The 22,994-nt window shown below is 60.4% G+C and carries 21 protein-coding genes and 1 pseudogene; 15 read left to right on the forward strand and 7 right to left on the reverse strand.

The annotated features are described in order from the left end of the window. Nucleotides 1-239 precede the first annotated feature (239 nt). Complete coding sequence (locus ACNA0I_RS23680; protein ID WP_415808481.1) at nt 240-1,238, reverse strand: ABC transporter substrate-binding protein; 999 nt, start codon at nt 1,236-1,238, stop codon at nt 240-242. A gap of 567 nt (nt 1,239-1,805) precedes the next feature. After that, nucleotides 1,806-3,065, reverse strand: a complete 1,260-nt coding sequence (locus ACNA0I_RS23685) for a class I SAM-dependent methyltransferase (RefSeq protein WP_415808482.1) — start codon at nt 3,063-3,065, stop codon at nt 1,806-1,808. A 188-nt stretch (nt 3,066-3,253) separates the two neighbouring features. On the opposite strand from ACNA0I_RS23685, the gene ACNA0I_RS23690 reads away from it, so the two are divergent. The 3 genes from ACNA0I_RS23690 (at nt 3,254) to rpmG (ending at nt 5,178) form a co-directional block, all read left to right on the forward strand. Next, nucleotides 3,254-4,459: a Bcr/CflA family multidrug efflux MFS transporter gene (locus tag ACNA0I_RS23690; RefSeq protein ID WP_415808483.1), complete on the forward strand. Its 1,206-nt coding sequence runs from the start codon at nt 3,254-3,256 to the stop codon at nt 4,457-4,459. 284 nt (nt 4,460-4,743) lie between these two features. Then, the gene (gene rpmB / locus ACNA0I_RS23695) at nt 4,744-4,980 is read left to right on the forward strand and encodes a 50S ribosomal protein L28 (RefSeq protein WP_415808484.1); all 237 of its coding nucleotides are present in this window, start codon (nt 4,744-4,746) and stop codon (nt 4,978-4,980) included. Nucleotides 4,981-5,010: 30 nt separating this feature from the next. Then, a complete protein-coding gene (gene rpmG / locus ACNA0I_RS23700) occupies nt 5,011-5,178 on the forward strand; it encodes a 50S ribosomal protein L33 (RefSeq protein ID WP_003810296.1) in 168 nt (55 codons plus the stop codon). Between the two features lie 64 nt (nt 5,179-5,242). Here rpmG and ACNA0I_RS23705 read toward each other — a convergent pair whose 3' ends face one another. The 5 genes and pseudogenes from ACNA0I_RS23705 to ACNA0I_RS23725 all read right to left on the reverse strand — a co-directional run bounded on the left by ACNA0I_RS23705 (nt 5,243) and on the right by ACNA0I_RS23725 (nt 10,905). Further along, nucleotides 5,243-7,045: a SulP family inorganic anion transporter gene (locus ACNA0I_RS23705; protein WP_415808485.1), complete on the reverse strand. Its 1,803-nt coding sequence runs from the start codon at nt 7,043-7,045 to the stop codon at nt 5,243-5,245. Nucleotides 7,046-7,282: 237 nt separating this feature from the next. Continuing rightward, on the reverse strand, nt 7,283-7,665 hold a 383-nt coding region (locus ACNA0I_RS23710), incomplete at its 5' end, for a hemerythrin domain-containing protein (protein WP_415808486.1). Nucleotide 7,666: 1 nt separating this feature from the next. Next, nucleotides 7,667-7,831 (reverse strand): annotated as a pseudogene (locus ACNA0I_RS23715) (hemerythrin domain-containing protein); the annotation flags it as partial. A gap of 105 nt (nt 7,832-7,936) precedes the next feature. Next, nucleotides 7,937-9,100 carry a D-alanyl-D-alanine carboxypeptidase family protein gene (locus tag ACNA0I_RS23720; protein ID WP_415808487.1) on the reverse strand — a complete coding sequence of 388 codons (1,164 nt, stop codon included), beginning with the start codon at nt 9,098-9,100 and terminating at the stop codon, nt 7,937-7,939. Between the two features lie 8 nt (nt 9,101-9,108). Beyond that, on the reverse strand, nt 9,109-10,905 hold the full coding sequence (locus tag ACNA0I_RS23725) for a chloride channel protein (protein ID WP_415808488.1): 1,797 nt from the start codon (nt 10,903-10,905) through the stop codon (nt 9,109-9,111). Between the two features lie 296 nt (nt 10,906-11,201). Between ACNA0I_RS23725 and ACNA0I_RS23730 the strand changes: the two genes are divergently transcribed. From ACNA0I_RS23730 to ACNA0I_RS23785, 12 genes are all read left to right on the forward strand, one after another. After that, complete coding sequence (locus tag ACNA0I_RS23730) at nt 11,202-11,657, forward strand: HU family DNA-binding protein (RefSeq protein WP_415808489.1); 456 nt, start codon at nt 11,202-11,204, stop codon at nt 11,655-11,657. A gap of 138 nt (nt 11,658-11,795) precedes the next feature. Further along, nucleotides 11,796-12,299: a MarR family winged helix-turn-helix transcriptional regulator gene (locus ACNA0I_RS23735; RefSeq protein ID WP_415808490.1), complete on the forward strand. Its 504-nt coding sequence runs from the start codon at nt 11,796-11,798 to the stop codon at nt 12,297-12,299. A 14-nt stretch (nt 12,300-12,313) separates the two neighbouring features. Continuing rightward, on the forward strand, nt 12,314-13,531 hold the full coding sequence (locus ACNA0I_RS23740) for an MFS transporter (RefSeq protein ID WP_415808491.1): 1,218 nt from the start codon (nt 12,314-12,316) through the stop codon (nt 13,529-13,531). 84 nt (nt 13,532-13,615) lie between these two features. After that, a complete protein-coding gene (gene leuS / locus ACNA0I_RS23745) occupies nt 13,616-16,273 on the forward strand; it encodes a leucine--tRNA ligase (RefSeq protein WP_415808492.1) in 2,658 nt (885 codons plus the stop codon). Between the two features lie 10 nt (nt 16,274-16,283). Continuing rightward, nucleotides 16,284-16,943 (forward strand): LPS-assembly lipoprotein LptE, encoded by a 660-nt coding sequence (locus tag ACNA0I_RS23750; RefSeq protein ID WP_415808493.1) that lies wholly within the window; start codon nt 16,284-16,286, stop codon nt 16,941-16,943. A 3-nt stretch (nt 16,944-16,946) separates the two neighbouring features. Next, nucleotides 16,947-18,005 (forward strand): DNA polymerase III subunit delta, encoded by a 1,059-nt coding sequence (gene holA / locus ACNA0I_RS23755; protein ID WP_415808494.1) that lies wholly within the window; start codon nt 16,947-16,949, stop codon nt 18,003-18,005. A 232-nt stretch (nt 18,006-18,237) separates the two neighbouring features. Next, complete coding sequence (locus tag ACNA0I_RS23760) at nt 18,238-19,503, forward strand: glutamate-5-semialdehyde dehydrogenase (RefSeq protein WP_415808495.1); 1,266 nt, start codon at nt 18,238-18,240, stop codon at nt 19,501-19,503. Nucleotides 19,504-19,563: 60 nt separating this feature from the next. Beyond that, entirely contained in the window at nt 19,564-19,944 is a 381-nt protein-coding gene (locus ACNA0I_RS23765; protein WP_415808496.1) for a hypothetical protein, read from the forward strand. Between the two features lie 63 nt (nt 19,945-20,007). After that, complete coding sequence (locus ACNA0I_RS23770) at nt 20,008-20,292, forward strand: GNAT family N-acetyltransferase (RefSeq protein WP_415808497.1); 285 nt, start codon at nt 20,008-20,010, stop codon at nt 20,290-20,292. A gap of 3 nt (nt 20,293-20,295) precedes the next feature. Beyond that, nucleotides 20,296-20,676 (forward strand): YchJ family protein, encoded by a 381-nt coding sequence (locus tag ACNA0I_RS23775; RefSeq protein WP_415808498.1) that lies wholly within the window; start codon nt 20,296-20,298, stop codon nt 20,674-20,676. A gap of 195 nt (nt 20,677-20,871) precedes the next feature. Continuing rightward, nucleotides 20,872-21,570: a heavy metal response regulator transcription factor gene (locus ACNA0I_RS23780; RefSeq protein ID WP_094822316.1), complete on the forward strand. Its 699-nt coding sequence runs from the start codon at nt 20,872-20,874 to the stop codon at nt 21,568-21,570. After that, on the forward strand, nt 21,567-22,949 hold the full coding sequence (locus ACNA0I_RS23785) for a heavy metal sensor histidine kinase (RefSeq protein WP_415808499.1): 1,383 nt from the start codon (nt 21,567-21,569) through the stop codon (nt 22,947-22,949). The genes ACNA0I_RS23780 and ACNA0I_RS23785 overlap by 4 nt, the downstream gene beginning before the upstream one ends. The last annotated feature ends 45 nt before the right edge of the window (nt 22,950-22,994 follow it).

Below are 22,994 nucleotides of genomic sequence, written 5' to 3' on the forward strand. Positions count from 1 at the left end.
GGCCGAGTCGCGGCGATAGGGCCGGCGGGCAACTGCCCGGCACCCAGCAGGGACGCCAAAGCAGAGACACCCGCCGCATTAAACAGCACCACTGTGCCCTCGAAAACCCAGCCGCCGTCGACATGACAAACAGCCCCGAGCAAATCTCGGCAACAGCCCCATGCCACTCTCGAACCGGCGAGCCCTAAAAGCCCTCGCCACAGCAGAGCAGCCTAGCAGCTCACACCGCCAAGCCAGGCTTACAGCGCAGCCTTAACCCGCGTCGCGACCTCTGCAGGCACCCATTTGCTCCATACATCAGACTTATTCTTCAGGAACCATTGGGCAACATCAGACGACTCATCCCCCGACTCCTCCATATAGGCCAGCGTCGCATCCATCTCGGGCAGCGGCACGGAAACCTTGGACAAGAACTCGGTCAACTTCGGTGCTTTCTCTGCAAAACCAGAATTTACAGCTGTAAAGACGGGGTTTTCCGGATAAGCGCTAGGCTGAGGATCCTTGCACTGCGGCGACGTCAGGCACTTATGCTTTTCCGCGTCATATGCCGGCAATTCCAGCTTGACCAGATCCAGTGCTCCCACCAGCGGCGTGGGGTACCAGTAATAGAAAACCACGTTCTGCTTGCGCTTGTAGGCCGATGTCAATGCGGCCTTTTGGGCAGCGCCGGTGCCCGGCGAATACAGCGTGTACGAATCGTCCAACTTCAAAGCATGAAACAGATTCGTGCTGACGACTTCGCAACCCCAGCCTGCCGGACATCCATAGAAACGCCCCTTGGAGGGCTCTTCCGGATCTTTGAACTCATCCTTGAACTTCGGCAGGTCCGCCGCCGACTTCAGCTCGGGCAGACGTTCTGCGGTATAGCGGGGGATAAACCAGGCCTCGCCGCCCATATACACATCACCGATGCGCTTGACCTTGCCGGTTTTCTCGGCTTTTTCCCAAGGCTCGGCCACACTATTGAGCCAAATCTCGGTATTGATATCCAGATCGCCGCGCTCCAGGGCGGCCAACGCCGGCAGCGTTTCCGTAGGCAGAGTTTCGGTTTTGCAACCAAAGCCCTTTTCCATGATGAATCGTTGGACATCGACCAGGACCAGATTGGATTCCCAATTCATGCCGCCAAACTTGACGGGACGGTCGATTTCGCATTGTGCGTCAGCTGCTTGAGCAGTACCGGCAAACGCGAGGAACACCGCTGCAGCGGACAGGGTTTTGACAGGATTGAAACGCATTGGCTTTTGCCTCCATAGGTTCAAGGACACCCCGCTGACCCAATCAGGTTGCGTGATGCCGTGGAGCTAAGGGGGTTGTGCGGAAGACGGGCAGAACCGCCAATACAAACCGACACTAGCAGCGAGACGTGGCGTCGCAGGGGACGTCAGCCTCATCAGACAGCAAACCCAAACAGCAGCCTACGAAAGGCCCCTGTCGGGATGACAGAAATTTGAATACAACTAAATGAAGAAGCCAGCATCTTAGCTGATTTTGACTATCCGACCAACCGCCGCGCCGAATCATTTTGATACAAAAAACCAAAAAATAGCTAGGGAAACCACGCATCGATCAGGCGCAAAGCCCCTGTCTACGCGGTGTTGCACTGCAATATAAATAAGACACTTTTAGTTTCTTCGAGTTTCTAATAGTTATTATTGAGCGAAAAATTTGCCGGCCGCCAGGAGCTTTCGGTCAATTTTTCCGCCGATTTTTCACGAAACGGAACTCGGGGCCGCCACTCTGGCCGCCCCGTACACGACTTGTCCGCCCATGCCAGCGATGAGACAGGCGGACAGGCATCAACCTCACGTGTCGGTATACATATAGGTTCGTCGCCACGGATAGGCGAGATCTGCCGGGTTATCCAACTCGTCCGGCCGCCCCGTCGCCGGCGTCGCGGCCAGCACCTGGTGCAAGGCAATCCACCCATGCTCGAACGCCATCGCGCAACCTGCCAAATACAGCCGGTAGGCCCGCAGCGAACGGGCGCCCTGGTCACCTTGCAAGAGTTGGACGGCGTCGGGCAGACGCGCCTCCAGCGCATCGCTCCATGCCCACAGGGTACGTGCGTAATGAGGGCGCAGATTTTCCACGTCCACGCCTTCCAGGCCACCGTTGGTCATGGCCTCCATCACGCTGCTGATGTGGGTTAGCTCACCACCCGGGAAGATGTATTTTTCAATGAATTCACCCATCCCACTGCCCAGCTCGGCGTTATATAAGCCGGCCGCGGTAATGCCATGATTCATGATCAACCCACCCGGTTTGACCAGGCGGCGCAGCTTGGCAAAATACCCCGGCAGTTGCGCGCGCCCCACGTGCTCGAACATCCCGACTGACGCCAATTTGTCGTAGGGCTGAGACTCGTCGAGTTTGCGGTAGTCCAGCAGCTCCATCCGGACCCGGCCCGACAGGCCCTTCTCCTGGATCAATTTATTGACATAGGCATGTTGATTGCGCGACAACGTGATGCCCGTCGCATCGACGCCGTAGTTCTCCGCGGCCCACAGCAACAGTCCGCCCCAACCTGCTCCCACATCCAGAAAACGCTCGCCCGCCTTCAAACGCAGCTTGCGGCAAATGTGGTCCAGCTTGGCCTCTTGAGCCTGGGCCAGATTCATCTCGGGCGTACGGTAATACGCGCAGGAATAAACGCGGCGCGGGTCCAGCCACAGCGCATAAAACTCGTCGGATAAATCGTAGTGAAACTCGATCTGCTTGGCGTCACGCTCGACGGAGTGGCGCCACACCGAGATCACCTTGCGCACCAGATCCGTCAACCAGCCCCCCCGAGCCGCATCGACCGGAGAACCCGGCAACAGCGCCGCCGCGGCGGCCATGACATCGCGCATATTGCCCTGGATATCGATGCGCCCCTCGACGTAATCCTGGCCCAACACCCCGACCGCCCCTTCGGCCAAGTGAGCCAACGCCGATTTATCTCGCGCAACGAACCGTACCTTTGGATCGGCGGGCCCGACGACGGTGCCATCAGGCAACTCTAACTGTACGGTGACTGGCAATGCATGCAACTTGCGTTCTACAGCAGACAGCATAGGATTCACAGCTTCTCCCCTACATGAAAGAACTGAGCAACTCTAGCCGAAAATCCCCACTCACTGCCAGTCCTGCACGCATGCTAGAATAGTTAGCTTGCTATCTAATTCAGCGAAACGTCAATTTTCCTATCCATGCGCCGTGTTTCTGTGCGGCACGCGCATTATCAGTAGCACAGCCCCTCCCCCAAGCATTCATGCCATCGCAGTCTTTACCTCGCAGTATGCCCGGCTGGCTCATTTTGATGGGCGTGCTCACCGCCATCGGGCCATTCTCCGTTGATATGTATTTGCCGGCTTTTCCGGCAATCTCCGCTGGGCTGCAGGTGCCGCGCGGCGACGTCGAGCGCACGTTGGCAGCCTATCTGGTTGGCTTGGCCCTGGCTCAAATTGTCTACGGCCCTCTCGCCGACCGCTACGGCCGCAAACTCCCCATGCTGGCGGGACTGGGCATATACACCCTCGCTTCGTTGGGCTGCGCGTTGGCCAGCACTATCGAGATGCTGACGCTATGCCGCGTACTGCAAGCCTTGGGCAGCGCGGCCGGCATTGTTATTCCCCGCGCAGTGATTCGCGACCACTACGAAACCCAGGACGCGGCACGCGCCATGTCCATGCTGATGCTGATCATGGGCCTGGCACCGATTCTGGCGCCGCTGGTCGGTGGACAATTGCTTTTCTTCGTCGGCTGGCGCAGCCTGTTTTGGCTGATGGCGGCCGTCTCGCTGGCCATGATCATCGCCACCATGCGGATCATGAAGGAATCCCTGCCCCCGGCGCGCGTACAACCGCTACGCGCCAGCGTCATCGCTGAGAACTATCTGGCTCTGCTCAGGCACCGACGCTTTATCGCACACAGCCTGGCCGGCGGGCTGGGCTCCGCCGGCATGTTTGCCTACATCATTTGTTCCCCTCGGGTATTTATCGAGTACTACGGTATCGCGCCCGAGCACTACGGGCTGCTGTTCGGCGCCAACGCCGCCGGGCTTATCATCGGCTCGCAAGTCAGCGCCCGGCTGCTACGCAAACGTTCCCCCATACAATTACAGCGCGTCGCCCAAAATGCCTTGGCTGTCGCCAGTCTCGTGGCCCTGGTCCTGGCTGTGACCGGATGGATGACATTACCGCTGCTGATGGCGTGCCTGATCGGTTATATGTTCAGCCAGGGGTTCGTCAATCCCAACTCGGCCGCGCTGGCCTTGTCGGAACAAGGCATGCGCCTCGGCGCCGCATCGGCTTTGCTCGGCACGCTGCAAATGTCCTGTGGCGCGATCGCCGGCGTGGTTGTGAGTACTTGGCAGGCAGACGGGCCATTGCCGCTGGCCACTGTCCTGGCCTGTTGCGCCACGCTGTCCTGGCTATCCGGCCGCATCGCCCGCCGGGGCCCGCCCCTCTCGCTGTAGAGCCAGCCTGCGCGCAGGGAAACTGGGATGTTTTCCCCTTTGACCAACACTCCTTGGCCTAGCTATTGATTTTTCTCGCCTTTTCGTATTAGAATGGCGAGCTTCGTATGAAGTTTTCCCGTGAGTAGCCTACTATGCTTTGTAGCTACCACTTTCGACCAGCACCCCGTGTATAGGTACAGCGGGCGGCGGGTAGCGGGTATAAGCACAGGCGTAAAGCCTATCTACCTGTCTTTCCTTCCCCAGCTTCGCCATACGCGGCCAGAATACTTAGAGGTAAAATCATGGCACGCGTATGCCAAGTAACTGGCAAAGGCCCGATGACGGGCAACAACGTTTCCCACGCTAACAACAAGACCAAGCGTCGCTTCCTGCCCAACCTGCAATCGCGCCGGTTCTGGGTCGAGAGCGAAAACCGCTGGGTTCGCCTGCGTGTTTCCACCAAGGCCATCCGCATCATCGACAAGAACGGCATCGACGCTGTCCTGGCCGACCTGCGCGCCCGTGGCGAACTGGCCTGATCCGGCCCCATCACAATCTAGGAGCAAGACATGGCCAAAGGTATCCGCGAAAAGATCAAGCTCGAGTCGACTGCCGGCACGGGCCACTTTTACACGACCACCAAAAACAAGCGCAACATGCCCGAAAAGATGCTGATCAAGAAATTTGATCCCGTCGCTCGCAAGCACGTTGACTACAAAGAAACCAAGCTGAAGTAATCCAGCCTGTTTTCGACGTCGTAAAAAAGGCCTCGCACCATCGCGAGGCCTTTTTCATTGCGGATCATGCATCATTGCCGCCGACATCGCCAGTGGGCCTGAACGGCCGTTGATTGCACTCTCGGAAAATACGCGCCGTACAGCCCGCACAGATATCGGGATCCAAACGCTGGAAAATCTGTGCGATCGCGGTCGCCTTGTCCGGAAAGATATGGTCCTCGCCCAGATAGTCGACAAACCCCATGCGGTGCCACATTTGCATCACCTCGGGCCGGGGTCGATGAAAATACAGGTCGCCCCCCATTTCGCGCCGCTTACGCAGCTCGTATTCCCACACCAGCGCCCCTGCATGATCGATGAAATTCATGCTTTTCGTCATCACCAGCAGATGGCGCTGCGCATTGGACTGGCTACGCAACGCCTGCAGCCGATCAGCGACGTGAGCCACAGCACCAAAATAGACCGAGCCCTCCATGCGCAGCAATTTCAATTGCGGACATTCGGGCATCTCGTCCGAGTTCCCTTCGAGCACGGCAAAATGACGATCGGGATCGCTCGCCCTGAATCCCATCGTGCGCATGGCAGGGTGCGAGGTACGATGCAGATATGTCATGAGCGACAGCAAGGTCCCCAGCAAAATCGCGATCTCCATACGGATCGTCACCGTCGCCACCATGGTCGCCAGCGCAATCAAGAACTCGTTGCGCTGCACACCCGCGATACGCCGCCAGTGCGGCAACTCCAATAAATTCCACGCCACCAGCAACAGCAGCCCTGCAATCGCCGCATACGGAATTTGTGCCAGCAAAGGCGAGCTCACCGTCACCAGCAACATCAACAACACCGCGGCAAATACCGCAGCCATGGGGGTACGCGCCCCTGATTCGAAGTTGGGAATCGAGCGATTCAGCGAGCCGCAGGACAAATAGGACGAGAAAAAACCGCCCACGATATTCGAGAGCCCCTGCCCCATGAATTCGCGATTGGCGTCGATCGCCTGCCCCGACCGCGACGCTACCACCTTGGCAATCGAAATCGATTGCGCCAGCGCCACAATGGATAAGGCAAAGGCCAGGCCCAGCAAATCCGGCAAGGAACTCCACGGGACCTCAGGCACATGAAATGGCGGGATAGGCTGAGACAGCTTGCCCAACACCCGAATGCCGCTGCCCGGCTCGGAAAACACCCAGGCATTCAGTGCAGCAGCCACTGCGGTTCCCGCTGCGAGGCCGATCAGCATATGCGGCTTGCGACGATCCCAACGGCGCGCTACCAATGACACGCCGATCGTCACCAGCGCCACCAGCAGCGCCCCCCAATGCAGCTCGCCAAGCCCCCTCGCCACGCCCAGTAATACAGCCCCCGCGCCATGCGCGTGAATACCGTCCAGGCCCAACGCGTCTTTCAACGCATGCACCGCGATCAACAAGGCTGCGCCGCTGGTAAAGCCGAACAGCGCAGAAGGCGAAATGAAATTCGCCAATGCCCCCAACCGCAGCGCGCCGACCAACAACTGCAGAATCCCCACCAGAATCGTGACCGCCAGCGCCATCTGGATATAGTCGTGACTGCCGGCCATTGCCAATGGCGCCAGCACGGCATACAGCGCCAGTGAATTGGCATTCGTCGGGCCCGACATCACATGGCGGCTGGAACCAAACAACGCAGCCACCACACAGGGCACTATGGCCGAATACAGCCCATACTCGGGCGGCAAGCCCGCCAAGGTGGCAAACGCCACCCCTTGCGGCAGCACCAGCAACGCCCCCAGCAGCCCGGCAAAAGCATCGGCCCGCAGCGAGGCAGGTCCGACATCATGAATCCACGTACCAAATATGCGATTTGCCAACTTAGCCACGCGCTGCATCTTCCTATTGTGATGAGGATTGTCGGCCGGGTCCGATTCAACGCCACGAGTTCATATTAATGGGCAGGCGATAGACCAGCGACAACGCACCGCTTATAACCAGCGGGCATATAGGGTAATCCCATGCATTGATGCGTGCAATGCACAGTGGCAATCACATGGACATTCTTACGGGCGGGTACCCGCTACCATCCAATGAGCGGCCCGATTTTGTTGCAGGACACGGCATATCCGCACCTAGCTCGTCCCGCCACCGCGCCTCGCCCGCATCGCCTGACTGATATCTGACAGCGCCAGATCGTCCAGCAATCGCGCAGCCATGGGCAACAATTCGTCTTCCTCGCGCTGAATATGCTCGGCATACTGCGCACAAAACTGCTCGACACCGGCCTCGTCGAGTTCGGCAGGCTGCCCCGCACTGACGGCCTCCAGGGGATCATGCAAACGGCGCCACAGGGCCTCCAATTGACGGTGTTCCTGCGTCAAGCCATCCACCATCTCATGCAGACATCTCGCGTCCGAACCGGCCATGGAATCGATCAGCGCGGGAAAGAGATCGGCTTCTTCGTCACGGTGATGCAGCACGGCCGCCGTATCGAAGTATCTCAGCACGCTGGCGGNCGCCGTCTGCGCCACGGCATCGGAACCATGTTGGGCCACATGCGCAGCCAACCGCCGCAGCGTGGCGCATTGGCGGCCCATACGATCATGGCACGCCGAAAGCAATTCCAACGGCGCATCCAGCCCAACGGCCGGTGACGAAAATCCAGGAATATCGACGGTCATGATCGCTCCTTTCCTGTTATTGTGCCGCGCGGCTCACGACCTTTCTGTCATGGCAGCGCACCGCTCAAACCGGCCGTCCTCGCTATTGAACGGCGCCGCTCGCATCTACCCCATGGCCTGCCGCCACCACAGCCGCACCGTATCCCAGGTGCGTACCATGATCCCGGCCTGCGGCACCGCATCCAGCGCCACGACCGGCCACTGCCCGGCGGGCTGGCCGTCAACCAACACTTGCAACGATCCTACCTCAGCCTGCGCGGCAATCGGCGCGATCAACGGCTGCTGTTGCGTCACGACCGGTTTGACCTCCGATGCCCGCGGAACCGTCACGTAAGCATCGCGCGCCAGTCCGATACGCACAGCATCCAGTTCGCCTTTCCAGACCTGCGGCGTGTCCATCGCCTCACCCTTAGCATACAGCTTGACGGTCTTGAAGCTCTGGAACCCCCAGTTCAACAACACCTGACTGTCCTGGGTACGCAGTTTGTCAGAGCCCGTGCCCAGCACCACGCTGATCAAACGCCGGCGCATCTGGCCATCGGGCCGCTCCGCCGAGGCTATCAGACAGTATCCCGCCGAGTCAGTATGGCCGGTTTTCAAGCCATCTACACTCGGATCCAACCACAACAGGCGATTGCGATTCGACTGCGAAATATTGTTATAGGTAAAGGTCCGCACCGAATCATAGGTCTTATACAGATCGGGAAAATCGCTAACCAGACGCTGCGCCAACACCGACAGATCGCGAGCTGTCGAGTAGGTCGCCGGATCGGGCAGGCCATGCGGACTCGCAAAACGCGTTCCGTGCAGCCCCATCTGCCCAGCCTGCTCGTTCATCCGCTGCACGAACGCCTCGACCGAACCCGAGGTCGCCTCGGCCAACGCGATCGCCGCATCGTTGCCCGACTGCACCAACAAGCCATACAGCAAGTCATTGATCGACACGCGCTTGCCTGGCTCGAGAAACATCTTGGAGCTGCCCGGCGCGACTTTCCAGGCTCGTGTCGAAACTGTCACCTGCTGTTGTGCCGACAGCCGTCCATCGCGCAACGCTTGAAACACCAGATAAGCCGTCATGACCTTGGTCAACGACGCCGGCTCGATTCGCGTATCAGGATTGAATGACGCGATTTCCTGACCGCTCGTGGCATCGAGCAACAACCACGCTTTGGCCGTCACCGGCGGTGGCACAACAGCCGCGGCTTGCGCAGGCACACCCGCCACGCAGGCTGCAACGAGCAGCCAGCTGGCACATACTTTCTTGAACAAGAGAACTCCTACTGGGAATCAACCGGACGCCGGCGCACACTACGCCAACGGAAATAGGCGGTACGCTCACGCTCGTCGCGCAGCCGGCCAGCCCGCACACGCAGCAGGTCTTTGCGGCCCACCAATCCCACCAAGCGTCCGGTCGCACGCTCGACAATCGGCACGCGGCCAACCCCTGTCAACGCCATACGATCAGCCACTTGGCTGGCAAGTTCGTCAGGATAACCCAGGAAAAGTTCACGCTCGGCCATCATGTCGCCCAACGGACGTGCGCTGTCTTCGTCCTCCATGGTGCATGCCAGGCTATCGGCGCGCGTCATTTCCCCCACCACTTTGCCTTGTGCATCCACCACAGGATAAGCGGTATGGCGCCGCTGCGATGTCGTGAAATGTGCAATGGCATCGGCCACGCTCATTGAGGCCGGCAGCGTCTGTACCGTGGTCGTCATCACCGCTGACACACGCACCAGATCGAAAGGATCCACGTGATATTCACGCGTGACGTGGTGGCCGCGGCGTGCAATTTTCTCAGTCAGGATCGAACGCTTCAGCAGTAGTACGGTCAGGCCATAAGCAAACGCGCAGGCTGTCAGCACAGGCAACAGCACACTGAAATTACCCGTCAGCTCCACGGCGAATAATGTGGCCGTCAACGGTGCGCGCATCGTGCCGCCCATCATGGCCGCCATTCCCAGCAAGGCCCAGAATCCCGGGCTCGCCTCAGGCAGCAATGGCGTCATCAATGCCCCCAGCGCACCGCCAAAGATCAACAACGGCGCCAACACACCACCCGAAGTCCCTGAACCCAACGCGACAGACCAGATCACCACTTTCACGACCAACAGCAGCAATACGGCTTGAATCGCCAGTTTGCCGGCCAGCAAATCCGTGATGTTGTCGTATCCCACGCCTAACGCAGAGGGCTCGATCATGCCGCCGATGCCGATGACCAAACCGCCCAAGGCCGGCCACCACATCCAATGAACAGGCAGTTTTTCGAACCAGTCTTCAAATAGATACACCAATGAGGTCAGTACGCCAGACCCCAATCCCGCCAGCACACCAAGGCCCGCCCACGCCACCACATGGGGCAACGACGGCTCGCCCACACCTGCATACGGAAAAATCGGAGCACTGTGCAACAACAAAGGCCGTGCCGCTGCCGACACGATGGCTGCCACAGCCACCGGCAAAAAACTGCGCGGCTTCCATTCAAACAGCAGCAGTTCAACCGCCAGCAAAATCGCGGCAACAGGCGTGCCAAACACCGCTGTCATACCGGCCGCGGCACCGGCCACCAGCAGCGTCTTGCGCTCGCCGGAACTCATATGCACCATCTGCGCCAGCAACGAACCGATCGCGCCGCCAGTCATGATGATGGGACCCTCGGCGCCAAAGGGGCCACCCGTACCGATAGAGATGGCCGACGATACGGGCTTGAGCACTGCGACCTTGGGCTGAATGCGGCTTTTGCCAATCAGGATTGCTTCCATGGCCTCAGGAATACCATGACCGCGAATTTTCTCTGAACCGTAGCGCGCCATGAAGCCGATGATGATGCAACCCACCACCGGTACGGCAACGGCCCACCACCCCAAGGCATGACTCGCAATCGGCAGCTCCTCCAACGACAGGCGGCCGAAATAGGCCAGGTTGGTACACAGCGTAATCAAGCGCAGCAACAGCCACGCGGCACCCACGCCAGCCAAACCAACCAGCACCGCCATCAACATTAATAAAAGGACCCGGCGGTCCGTCGTGAAATCACCTAAGCGCGACGTGCCAGGCGTACGCGCAGAAGACATAGAAGCAAGAGGAGCCATATGAGAAACGCAGGATTAAAGAACAGAGATCGCAGCGACAAAAGCAAACAGGATCGGCCGCCAAACCGATCCCGAAAAATATCGTATCACGATATAAATTACAGCTAACTGAGATTGCAATCGGCCGTGTCTTTGTCACGAAAACAACATGTTTTAAGGGGTCAACGCAAAGAAATACGCACACAGCGCCTGAAGTTCCGCTATCATCGGGCGCGAGGTGCCACGTGCCGATCTTCGGTACCGAGCTCACTCGCGTTCTCAACATACGGATTTCGACCATGGCTACCAAAGCAAAAGCTCCCGCCAAGAAAGTCAGCAAGACCGCTGCCAAAGCCCCTGCCACCAAGGCTGCGGCTAAGAAAGCACCTGCCAAAAAGGCAACCGCTGCCAAGACCGCTGCAGTAAAAACGGTTGCGGCTCCCGTCATCAAAGAAGCGCTGAACAAGTCGCAGTTGGTTGCTCACCTGGTCGCACAGACCGGCGTGGAAGCCAAATCGGTCAAGGCCGTTCTGGCCGGACTGGAAAACGCTGCACTGGGTTCGGTAAACAAAAAAGGCGTTGGCGAGTTCTCTCTGCCTGGCCTGCTCAAAGTCACCGTGCAAAAGGTTCCTGCCAAGGCCAAGCGCTTCGGCAAAGACCCGTTCACCGGCCAAGAGCGCTGGTTCCCGGCCAAGCCCGCTTCGGTCAAGGTCAAGGTCCGTCCTCTGAAAAAACTGAAAGACGCCGCTCAGTAAATCTGCGCATAGTCCCTACAGTTTGATCGGCAAGGCCCGNCTCGCAAGAGGCGGGCCTTGCCGTTTTTGCGCCCGGCGTTTGACATTCAAAGCCAGTCCTTTTATCTTTATATCAAAATACTTCATGTAAAGATAACCATGCGCGATCACGTCGATTTCGTACTCGGCCAATGGCACGAGCAATGCCCCGAACTGAACGTTTCCAGCATGGCAGTCTTCAGCCGGCTGTTTCGCCTGCATACGCTGGCTGCCCGCGAGGTGGACACCACTTTTCGCGAATATGGCCTGCATCAAGGTGAATTCGACGTGCTGGCCACGCTGTATCGCGCGGGCCCGCCACATGCATTGAACCCGCAGGCCTTGGTCGGCGCCCTCTTGCTGTCTTCCGGCGCCATGACGCATCGTCTGGATAGTTTGCAACAAGCCGGTCTGCTGATCCGTGCGCCGAACCCCGACGATCGCCGCAGCGTCATGGTGTCTCTGACACCTCAGGGATTGCGCGTCATCAAAGCCGTGCTGGATGACTACCTGATCAAGCTAGAGGAGCTATTGAGCCCCCTATCTGCAGCCGATCGCAAGCATCTCGCGACGCTGCTGCGCCAACTGCTCAGCGCGCATGACGCCAACGCCCATTCTTCTTGACTGCAGTCCCTCCCATGTCTCACGCCCCCTCCGTCCGCGCCCCCACATTGACCACGCCCATCATTTTGTTGATGTCCGCGGCCACCGGGCTGATCGTCGCCAGCAATTACTACGCACAGCCCTTGCTGCATACCATCAGTCAGCAATTCGGCTTGAACGAAACCGCTGCCGGCAGCATCGTCATGACGGCCCAGCTATCGTATGCCGCCGGTCTGATGCTGCTGGTTCCCCTGGGCGACATGCTTGAACGCCGCGCATTGATCGTGTCCATGACCCTGCTGAGTGCGCTGGGCTTGTTGATTTCAGGCTTTGCCAACAGCTTTCCGATGCTGCTGGCAGGCACCGCCGCCACAGGGATTGTGTCCGTAGTCGCCCAGGTCCTCGTGCCATTCGCCGCCACATTGGCTGCCCCTCACCAGCGCGGCAAGGCCGTGGGCACAGTCATGAGCGGCCTGTTGCTCGGCATTCTGCTGGCACGCACGGTAGCAGGAGGGCTCGCTGAACTGGGCAGTTGGCGCACGGTCTACTGGGTCGCTTCAGGATTGCTGCTCATCATGGCGGCGGCGTTGTGGCGCGTATTGCCGCGTTATAAGGCCAGCACGCATCTCAGCTACACAAGCTTGCTGGCCTCTATTTTTCATCTCTACGCACGTGAGCCCCTGTTTCGGGCACGCTCGCTGCTGGGGGCGTTGATCTTCGCCTCTTTCAGCATGTTCTGGACGCCACTGACGTTCCTGCTGGCCAATCCCCCCTATTCGTACAGTGACAGCACCATTGGCCTATTTGGCCTGGCGGGCGCGGCAGGCGCTTTTGCCGCCAATCGATTCGGCCGTCTCAACGATCGTGGACGCGGCAATCTGGCGACGAGGATCGGACTGATACTGTTGGCGGCCTCGTGGATCCTGCTCGCACTGGGAGCACACTCGCTGGCAGCGCTGCTGATCGGTGTCGTCATGCTGGACATGATGATCCAAGGCGTTCATGTCACCAACCAGACCTCCATCTATCGACTGCAACCCGACGCCCGCAGCCGACTCACCGCTGGTTACATGACGTCTTATTTTATCGGCGGCGCAGCCGGCTCACTGATATCGTCGTTCCTGTACGCTGCTGGCGGATGGCTGGCGGTCTCGGCCGGGGGACTGGCTGTGAGCCTGGCCGGCCTGGCCTATGCCGCCTGGTCCCCGTCGGCTCGCATCCCCGAAAACCCGCCCCCGGCCCCTCGCGGCTAGGGACTCTCTATAATCAGGGGTTTGACCGTCGTTGCGTTACGCAACGGCGGCCCACTTTCTTTCTATAGATACGCGCACGAGCCCATGCAGGAACGTTACAGCCCCACCGCCGTCGAAGCAGCCGCCCACCAAGACTGGCAGGCCCGCGACGCTTACCGTGTCACCGAGCACGCCCAGAACGCCGACGGCTCCGAAAAGCCAAAGTTCTACGCGTGTTCCATGCTGCCGTACCCCAGCGGCAAGCTTCACATGGGTCACGTCCGCAACTACACCATCAACGACATGATGGCGCGCCAGCTGCGCATGCGCGGTTACAACGTACTGATGCCGATGGGCTGGGACGCATTCGGCATGCCCGCCGAAAACGCCGCCATCAAGTCCAAAGTTCCGCCGGCCAAATGGACCTACGACAACATCGCTTACATGAAAAAGCAGATGAAATCGATGGGTCTGGCGATCGACTGGTCGCGCGAAATGTGCGCCTGCGACCCCAAATACTACAAATGGAACCAATGGCTGTTCCTGAAGATGCTCGAAAAAGGCATCGCCTATCGCAAGACGCAGGTCGTCAACTGGGATCCGGTCGATCAGACCGTGCTGGCCAACGAACAAGTCATTGACGGACGCGGCTGGCGCTCGGGCGCCCTCGTGGAAAAACGCGAGATCCCCGGCTACTACCTGCGCATCACCGACTACGCCGACGAGCTGCTGGAACAAGTCCGCTCCGGCCTGCCCGGCTGGCCGGAGCGCGTGCGGATCATGCAGGAAAACTGGATCGGCAAATCCGAGGGCCTGCGCTTTGCGTTCCCGCACCAGATCGCCGGCACGGACGGCCAACTCATCCAGGATGGCAAGCTGTACGTCTTTACCACGCGTGCCGACACCATCATGGGCGTCACGTTCTGCGCCGTTGCGCCTGAACACCCGTTGGCCACACACGCTGCGCAATCCAATCCAGAGCTCGCCGCGTTTATCGAACAATGCAAGCTCGGCGGCACGACCGAAGCTGAAATCGCCACCCGCGAAAAATCCGGGATGCCTACGGGCTTGACCGTCACTCACCCTCTGACAGGCGAGCAAGTTGACGTCTGGGTAGGCAACTACGTGCTCATGAGCTACGGCGACGGCGCAGTCATGGGCGTGCCCGCACACGACGAGCGCGATTTCGCCTTTGCTCAGAAATACCAATTGCCCATCAAGCAAGTCGTCGCGCTGGAGGGCAAGACCTATTCCACCGATGCCTGGCAAGAATGGTACGGCGACAAACAAAGCGGCCGTACCGTCAATTCCGGCAAATATGATGGCCTGACCTTCCGCGAAGCCGTGGACGCGATTGCGGCCGACCTGACGGCCCAGGACCTCGGTGAAAAACAAACCACCTGGCGCCTGCGCGACTGGGGAATTTCGCGCCAGCGTTACTGGGGCACCCCCATCCCCATCATCCACTGCCCCGACTGCGGTCCGGTCCCCGTGCCCGAAAAAGACCTGCCAGTCGTTCTGCCCGATGATCTGATTCCCGACGGCAGCGGCAACCCGCTGGCCAAAAACGAGGCATTTCTGTCGTGCTCGTGCCCCAGCTGCGGCAAGCCCGCGCGGCGCGAAACCGACACGATGGACACCTTTGTGGACTCGTCGTGGTATTTCATGCGCTACACCTCGCCGGGCAACGACGAGGCCATGGTCGACACCCGCAACGATTACTGGATGCCCATGGACCAGTACATCGGCGGCATCGAACACGCCGTGCTGCACCTGTTATACGCCCGGTTCTGGACGCGCGTCATGCGCGACATGGGCCTGCTGAACTTTGACGAGCCCTTCACCAAGCTGCTGTGCCAGGGCATGGTGTTGAACCACATCTACTCGCGTAAAAACGCCCAGGGCGGCATCGAGTATTTCTGGCCCGAAGAAGTCGAAAATCAGTACGACGCCAAGGGCGCCATCATCGGCGCCAAGCTCAAGGCCGACGGTTCCGACGTGCAGTATGGCGGCGTGGGCACCATGTCCAAGTCGAAAAACAACGGCGTGGATCCGCAGGCGCTCATCGATACCCTGGGCGCCGATACCGCGCGCCTGTTTGTCATGTTCGCCAGCCCGCCCGAGCAAACGCTGGAGTGGTCTGATTCTGGTGTAGACGGCTCGAATCGATTCTTGCGCCGCCTGTGGGCGCTGTGCCATGGCCAACACGAGGCCATTGCCCGCGGCCTGGCTGCCGGCAGCGATTGGACGCAAGCCCCCGCCCCCGTCAAGGATCTGCGCCGCGAGGTCTACAGCCTGCTCAAGCAAGCCGACTACGATTACCAGCGTATCCAATACAACACGGTGGTGTCTGCCTGCATGAAAATGCTCAACGCCATCGACAGCGCCAAGCTCCCCGACGGAACCCATGCCGATGCCGCTCGCGCCGAAACCATCGGCATCCTGCTGCGCGTGCTGTATCCGGTCGTACCGCACATCACGTGGCATCTGTGGCGTGATCTGGGTTACGCAGCTCCGCTGGGCGATCTGCTGGATGCGCCTTGGCCGCACGTCGACGAGGCCGCGCTGGTAGCCGACGAGATCGAGCTCATGCTGCAAGTCAATGGCAAACTGCGTGGCTCGATCCGCGTCGCCGCACAGGCCTCGAAAGCAGAAATCGAACAACTCGCCGCCAGTCAGGAGGAAGTCTCCCGCTTCCTCGAAGGCCGCCCGCCCAAGCGCGTGATTGTCGTGCCGGGCAAGCTCGTCAACGTCGTTGGTTAAGAGGTCACGCATGCACTTTGCTCCGCCCCGTCTGCAACATTTCCGCTCACGCTGGTGGCTGCGCGCGGCCAGCCTGGCGACCGTCATGCTGCTGGCGGCGTGCGGCTTCGCCATGCGTGGCGTAACGCCATTGCCGTTCAGCACGCTTTATGTCGGCATTCCCGAAAACACGCGCTTCGGTGCCGACGTCCGGCGGGCAGTACGCGCAGCATCACCGAACACGCGCCTGGTAGAGCAAACCAAAGAAGCGGACGCCGTGTTGCAAGTGGTCGACAATAGCCGCTCACTGCGCGAGGTATCGCTCAATGCACAAGGCCGTGTCGAGGAATACGAACTCGGCATCAACTTCACATTTCGCCTGATCACCAATAAGGGTGTGGCCATCCTGCCCGACACCACGCTCTCGATCTATCGCGAAATGCCGTACGACGATCAAGTCGTCCAGGCCAAAGAAGCGCAAATGGAGACCCTGTACCAATCCATGCAGCAAGCCCTGGTCAGCCGCTTGCTCCGACGCTTGACGGCGCCAGACGTACATAATGCGTACGAGGCCGCCCAGCGTGGCGAAAGCGATCCCGAATCGCCGGTCTACGATCCGAATGCCGTGCCGTCCGACAATCGACCGGAAACATGGCAAACACCTGGAACGCCCGGCACGGGCACGTGGTGACGCATGGGGCAGTCGCTAGACGCTGACCGATTGGCAGAGCATCTGCAACGCGCCGGGCAGCGCCTGGCGCCGCTGTACACCATATCTGGCGACGAACCTCTGCTCGTCATAGAAGCCACTGACGCCCTGCGAGCCGCTGCACGCCAGGCCGGGTACACCGATCGCACGTCCATGATCATGGATGCGCGCAGTGACTGGAGCGCGGTTTTCGCCGCAACACAAAGCGTCTCGCTCTTTGGTGACAAGCGCATTCTGGAAATCAAGCTTCCCACCGGCAAACCTGGAAAAACTGGCGCGGACACACTGACGAAACTGGCGACGCAAGCCGCAGCGCAACCCGATCACGACACTCTGATCGTCGTGGCCCTACCCCGCCTGGACAAGGCGACGCGCGAGTCCAAGTGGGTCCAGGCGCTGGCGCAGAGCGGCATGATGATAGACATCGCCTCGATCGAACGCAGCCGCCTGCCCGCCTGGGTCGGCGCCCGCCTGGCGCGCCAGAACCAGCGTGCCGACGCCGCCACAATGCAATGGATGGCTGACAAAGTCGAAGGCAACCTCCTGGCCGCCCACCAGGAAATCCAGAAACTGGGCCTGCTCTATCCAGAGGGCCAATTGGCCGCTGAGGACGTCGAACGTGCCGTGCTCAACGTCGCCCGTTACGATGTTTTCGGCCTGCGCGATGCCATGCTGGCGGGCGACGCACCGCGCACCATCCGCATGCTGGAGGGCCTGCGCGCCGAAGGCGAGGCCCTGCCCTTGGTCCTGTGGGCCGTTGGCGACGAGATCCGCCTGCTGGCACGAGTTGCCGAAGCCCGCGCCACGGGCCAGGACGCCGGCGCACTGATGCGCCGGCTGAGGATATTTGGCGCTCACGAGAAACTGGCCCTGCAAGCCCTGGGCCGCATCCCCGCCAAAGCCTGGCCGGCGGCGGTCCAGCATGCGCACGAGGTAGACCGGCTGATCAAGGGCCTGACCGTCCCCGGACGCCTCGCAGACGCGTGGGAAGAAATGACCCGACTGGCGCTGCGCGTCGCGGCCGCCGGCAGCCGTGCCCGATGACGGTCAGGTCTTGCGGCTCGCGGCCCAGGCTGCTGCATGCTGTGCCGTCCAGCCGCCACACCGCGCTGCCGCTCCCTGCGGTTGCACTCTCCCATAGCGGCCTGGCGCCGTGCACTGGTGGACCTGGTGCCGCGCAGCGGCGGCCCTCCCTTCACTGCCGCCCAGCACGATACACTTAGGGCTATCTGCCGGTGCATGCTGCACCGTCTTCCGAATCATGCCAGACACTCTCATGTCCTCTTCCGATATCGATAACGCCATGCAGGCCTTGGGCGAAAACGCCCGGCGCGCCTCGCGGGCCATGATGCGTGCCAGTGGCGCGGCCAAGAACCAGGCGCTGCTCGCCATGGCCGACGCGCTCCTGGAAAATCGCGCTCCCCTGAAGGCCGCCAACGCCAAAGACCTCGCGGCCGCACGCGCCAACGGCCTGGAGCCCGCACTGCTCGACCGCCTGACCCTATCGGACAACGCCATCGGCAAAATGGCAGAAGGCTTGCGTCAGATCGCCAATCTGCCAGACCCAATTGGCAGCACCACGGCAGGCACCGTCCGCCCCAATGGCATGCGCGTAGCTCAAATGCGCGTGCCGCTGGGCGTGATCGGCATCATTTACGAATCGCGCCCCAACGTCACCATCGATGCGGCGGCGCTGTGCCTGAAATCCGGCAATGCCACCATCCTGCGCGGTGGCAGCGAAGCCTTTCATTCCAATGTCGCGCTCGGACAGATCGTACAAACCGGCCTGCAAGCCGCCAATCTGCCCCCCGAAGCCGTCCAGGTCGTCGGCACGACCGACCGCGCCGCCGTGGGCAAGCTCATCACCATGACGGAGCACATCGACGTCATCGTTCCCCGAGGCGGCAAAGGCCTGATCGCCCGGCTGGCGCGCGAAGCCCGCGTGCCCTTGATCAAACATCTGGACGGCAATTGCCACGTCTACATCGATGCCGCCGCCGATCCACAAAAGGCCCACACCATTGCCTTTAACGCCAAGACCTATCGCTACGGCATTTGCGGCGCCATGGAGACTCTGCTGATCGACGCCGGCGCCGCCATCTCGATCCTGCCGCGCCTGGCGACCGCGTTTACCGCACACGGCGTCGAGCTGCGTGGCTGCCCTCGCACATGCGAGATCGTGCCCGCCGCCAAGCCCGCCACCGACGAAGACTGGGCCACTGAATACCTGGGCCCGATTCTGGCCGTGCGCATCGTCGACTCGCTGGACCAGGCCATCGAACACATCGCTCGCTGGGGTTCCGGACATACCGACGCCATCGTGACCGAAGACCTCTCGGCCGCCCAGCGCTTTCAACGCGAGGTCGACTCCAGCTCAGTCTATGTCAATCTGCCCACCTGTTTCGCAGACGGGTTCGAATATGGCCTGGGCGCTGAAATCGGCATATCGACCAACCGGCTGCACGCACGCGGCCCTGTCGGCCTCGAAGGCCTGACCACCCTGAAATGGGTACTTAGCGGCGAAGGACAGACACGCGGGTAGCTCCCGCCTCACCGCCCAGCACGCCTAGCCATCCATTACTGCATTACTGCACTGCATCTCATGTCCACTCCCGTTCTCGCCTACGCATTCAGTCTCGTCACGTTGTGCTTCCTTGTCTGCTCGATCTGCGGCGTTTTGCTGTTCTTTATACAAACGGACAGAATCAACGCGACGTTGAAACATCCCTTGCTGAAGCACGGATCGTTTCGGCAATTCCCATTGGTCATCAAGACCTCCATCTTGCAGGACTATTTCTTTCGCCTGGCCTTTCCGGGATTCAATTTCGGCCTGTTTGCCCACGCCAACAAGCAACTCAGCCACGTTGAGCCCAAACGCGTGCCGTTCAGTGTAAAAGTCCCCATCGTAGGCTTCTGGGTGTCGTGCTGGGTGGGCCTTGCCGCCATGATCGCAGTCTGGGTTATCCTGTTCCTGTATCGTTGATCTGCATATCGCGGCCGGTTCGCCGGTCATCGCAAACCGGCTTGTCTTCCTGGCTTTACGACCATGTCCGACACCACGCTCATCATTGATCATAACGAGCCGCAAGGCCGCTTCCAAACCCGCGTCGACGGCCACGCCTGCGTCCTGGATTATCAGTTGCGCGACAACACCATGATCATCCAGCACACCGGTGTCCCCAGTGCCGTCGGCGGCCGGGGCATCGCAGCGGCACTGACTCGCCATGCCCTGGACACGGCTCGCCAACGCGGCTGGCGCGTCCTGCCCTTGTGTTCCTATGCCGTAGCCTATATTGCCCGGCACCCCGACTATCAGGATCTGGTGGCCTGAACGATGCCCGCTTGTCCGTGCGAAAGCGGCCTGGCCTATGCGCGTTGCTGCGAGCGATGGCATCGCGGCCCGCAACGCCTGCTCGCCCCTGATGCCCTCGCCTTGATGCGCTCGCGCTACAGCGCCTTTGTGCTGGACGACTTGCCATACCTGCTGGACACCTGGCACCCCGACACACGTCCCGCTCAACTAGAGCGCAACCCCTCCGATCTGAAATGGCTAGGCTTGCAGATCAAGCAACACCACCAGCCAGACGCCGATCACGCCACAGTCGAATTCGTGGCTCGCTGCCGTCAGGCCGGCCGTGCGACGCGCCTGCACGAACTCAGTCGATTTCTGCGCGTTGGCGGACATTGGCTCTATGTGGACGGCGAACATCGCTGATTGGCCTACACTAGGCATGGTTTGATACCGGGCGTTTGCCACGGCCAGAGACCCGGCGCGCTGCCCCCGGGCAGCACCGCCTTCCGGCTGACAAAAATGTCAGCGTATCGTCAGCGCGATGACCTACGGGCCTGCGTAAACTGATTCCCTGCTGTACGAGCCATTTTTCCCCTGGTACAAAAGCCACATTCCACCATGCGAGTACTTGTCGTCGAGGACGAAGCGAAAACGTCTTCCTACATTCTGCGAGGACTGACCGAACTCGGCTATACCGTCGATGTCGCCGACACGGGTGTCGATGGGCTGCATCTGGCACTCGAGTTCGACTATGACGCCATCGTCCTGGACCTGATGCTCCCTGGCCTGGATGGCTATGGGGTGCTGACTCAGTTACGCCGCCAGAAATCCACGCCCGTCATCATGCTATCGGCTCGCGGCGCCGTCGACGACCGCGTGACCGGATTGCGCAAAGGCGCCGACGACTATCTGCCCAAACCCTTTTCGTTCACAGAGCTGGTAGCCCGCCTGCAAGCCCAGACGCGACGCCGCACCGAGGGCCACGAGGTCACCACGCTGCAAATCGACAATCTGACGATCGATCTCCTCGCGCGTAAAGTCACCCGTGCAGGCCAGCGCCTGGATCTCACCGCCAAAGAGTTTTCGCTGCTCAGCCTGCTCGCCCGCCATCAGGGGGAAGTCCTCTCCAAACTCATGATCGCCGAGCAGATCTGGGACATGAATTTCGATAGCGACATCAACGTCGTCGAAGTCGCCGTCAAACGCCTGCGCGCCAAGGTCGATGCCCCCTATGGCCGCAAATTGCTGCACACCGTTCGCGGCATGGGCTACGTACTCGAAAACCGGCATAGCGATCAATCGGACGACGCCGCATGATACGGCCCAGACGCAGCCTGCCCATTGCATGGCGATTGGCGACGATGTTCGCCATCACCGCCGCAGTGGTCTTTTCCGGCGTGGCTTTTTTTCTGTACTGCGTACTGACCGACTCCGTACGCGAACAGGTGCGCGGTGAGCTTGAATATCACCATACGTTGCTGGATCCCTACATCCACTCGCGCGCTACCGAACCCGAATGGGAGACCGTACGCCGCAAACTCGACGGTTTTTCCCAAGAAGGTGCGCGGGTTCGTTACTGGATACGCTCCTCGGACGAGCGCTTTGCATACGGCGCCCCCTTGTTGCTCGAGGACGGCTGGAAAATGCCCGACGAACCGTTCGGATTCATCAAAGTCCGCGAGCCGTCCAACATCTGGGCAACGTTGAGCCGCATCATTCCCGCCTCCGGTGACCGGCCCGAAGTGGAATTCATCGTCGCACTCGACTGCTCGGCCTACATCCACACCAAAGAAAAATTCACCCGGGTCATGAGCATCGCCTCAGCCCTGGGCATCTTGCTGGTCGCCATACTGGGATACTGGATCGCAAAACTGGGCCTAAGCCCCGTGCGCCGGCTCAGCCGGCAGGCCAACCGCCTGCCGCCCAATAATCCGCGGCAGCGGCTGGACGTCGTCGGCCTGCCACCGGAAATCCGCGAGCTCGCCGTGTCGTTCAATAACGCGCTCGAACGCCGCGAGGCCGCGTGGTTGCAGCTTGAGGGATTCAACGCCGACGTCGCCCACGAACTGCGTACACCGCTGACCAATCTCATAGGTCAGACGCAAGTCGCCCTTGTCCGCGAACGTGATCTCGGCGCACTTCAAGACCTGCTCGAATCCAATCTGGAAGAGCTCGAGCGAATGAGCAGCATCGTCAACGACATGCTGTTCCTATCCAGCGCCGAGAACGGACATCGTGCCGCGGAACTCAGCGATATCTCACTGTTGACCGAGTCTCGTAAAACCGTGGAATACGTCGAGGACACCTTCTTCGAGCGCGATCTCACTGTCCGCGTCGATGGCGATGCGCACATACACGCCGACAAACGCCTGTTCCATCGCGCACTGGCCAACCTGCTCTCGAACAGCGTGCGCTATGCGTATGCCGGCACCGAAGTCGTTGTCGCCATTGAAATGCGCGGCGACTATGCATGGGTTTCCGTTTCCAATCACGGCGACCCGATCCCGCCTGAACAACAGGCTCGTCTATTCGAACGCTTTTACCGTGGCGATGCCGCACGCACCCATAGCGGCGTCCATCACGGCCTCGGTCTATCCATCGTGCGTGCCATCGCTTCCATGCATGGCGGGTCTGTCTGTATCCGTAGCGAACACGGCATCAACACCTTCGGCTTTTCCCTGTTGAAGTCCGTTTAATTCCCGCAGTTCCGCCCCGCCACGCTGGCGGCTTATTGTCCTGAA

It is taken from the genome of Bordetella muralis, assembly GCF_965139205.1.
Taxonomy (GTDB): domain Bacteria; phylum Pseudomonadota; class Gammaproteobacteria; order Burkholderiales; family Burkholderiaceae_B; genus Bordetella_A; species Bordetella_A muralis.

Coding starts and splice junctions, on each gene's coding strand:
- ACNA0I_RS23705 (WP_415808485.1), bottom strand. CDS start 7,045: ATGCAGCGCGTGGCTAAGTTGGCAAATCGCATATTTGGTACGTGGATT.
- ACNA0I_RS23735 (WP_415808490.1), top strand. CDS start 11,796: ATGCGCGATCACGTCGATTTCGTACTCGGCCAATGGCACGAGCAATGC.
- leuS (WP_415808492.1), top strand. CDS start 13,616: ATGCAGGAACGTTACAGCCCCACCGCCGTCGAAGCAGCCGCCCACCAA.
- ACNA0I_RS23760 (WP_415808495.1), top strand. CDS start 18,238: ATGTCCTCTTCCGATATCGATAACGCCATGCAGGCCTTGGGCGAAAAC.
- ACNA0I_RS23780 (WP_094822316.1), top strand. CDS start 20,872: ATGCGAGTACTTGTCGTCGAGGACGAAGCGAAAACGTCTTCCTACATT.
- rpmG (WP_003810296.1), top strand. CDS start 5,011: ATGGCCAAAGGTATCCGCGAAAAGATCAAGCTCGAGTCGACTGCCGGC.
- ACNA0I_RS23765 (WP_415808496.1), top strand. CDS start 19,564: ATGTCCACTCCCGTTCTCGCCTACGCATTCAGTCTCGTCACGTTGTGC.
- ACNA0I_RS23725 (WP_415808488.1), bottom strand. CDS start 10,905: ATGTCTTCTGCGCGTACGCCTGGCACGTCGCGCTTAGGTGATTTCACG.
- ACNA0I_RS23680 (WP_415808481.1), bottom strand. CDS start 1,238: ATGCGTTTCAATCCTGTCAAAACCCTGTCCGCTGCAGCGGTGTTCCTC.
- ACNA0I_RS23775 (WP_415808498.1), top strand. CDS start 20,296: ATGCCCGCTTGTCCGTGCGAAAGCGGCCTGGCCTATGCGCGTTGCTGC.
- ACNA0I_RS23770 (WP_415808497.1), top strand. CDS start 20,008: ATGTCCGACACCACGCTCATCATTGATCATAACGAGCCGCAAGGCCGC.
- ACNA0I_RS23740 (WP_415808491.1), top strand. CDS start 12,314: ATGTCTCACGCCCCCTCCGTCCGCGCCCCCACATTGACCACGCCCATC.
- rpmB (WP_415808484.1), top strand. CDS start 4,744: ATGGCACGCGTATGCCAAGTAACTGGCAAAGGCCCGATGACGGGCAAC.
- ACNA0I_RS23785 (WP_415808499.1), top strand. CDS start 21,567: ATGATACGGCCCAGACGCAGCCTGCCCATTGCATGGCGATTGGCGACG.
- ACNA0I_RS23730 (WP_415808489.1), top strand. CDS start 11,202: ATGGCTACCAAAGCAAAAGCTCCCGCCAAGAAAGTCAGCAAGACCGCT.
- ACNA0I_RS23750 (WP_415808493.1), top strand. CDS start 16,284: ATGCACTTTGCTCCGCCCCGTCTGCAACATTTCCGCTCACGCTGGTGG.
- holA (WP_415808494.1), top strand. CDS start 16,947: ATGGGGCAGTCGCTAGACGCTGACCGATTGGCAGAGCATCTGCAACGC.
- ACNA0I_RS23690 (WP_415808483.1), top strand. CDS start 3,254: ATGCCATCGCAGTCTTTACCTCGCAGTATGCCCGGCTGGCTCATTTTG.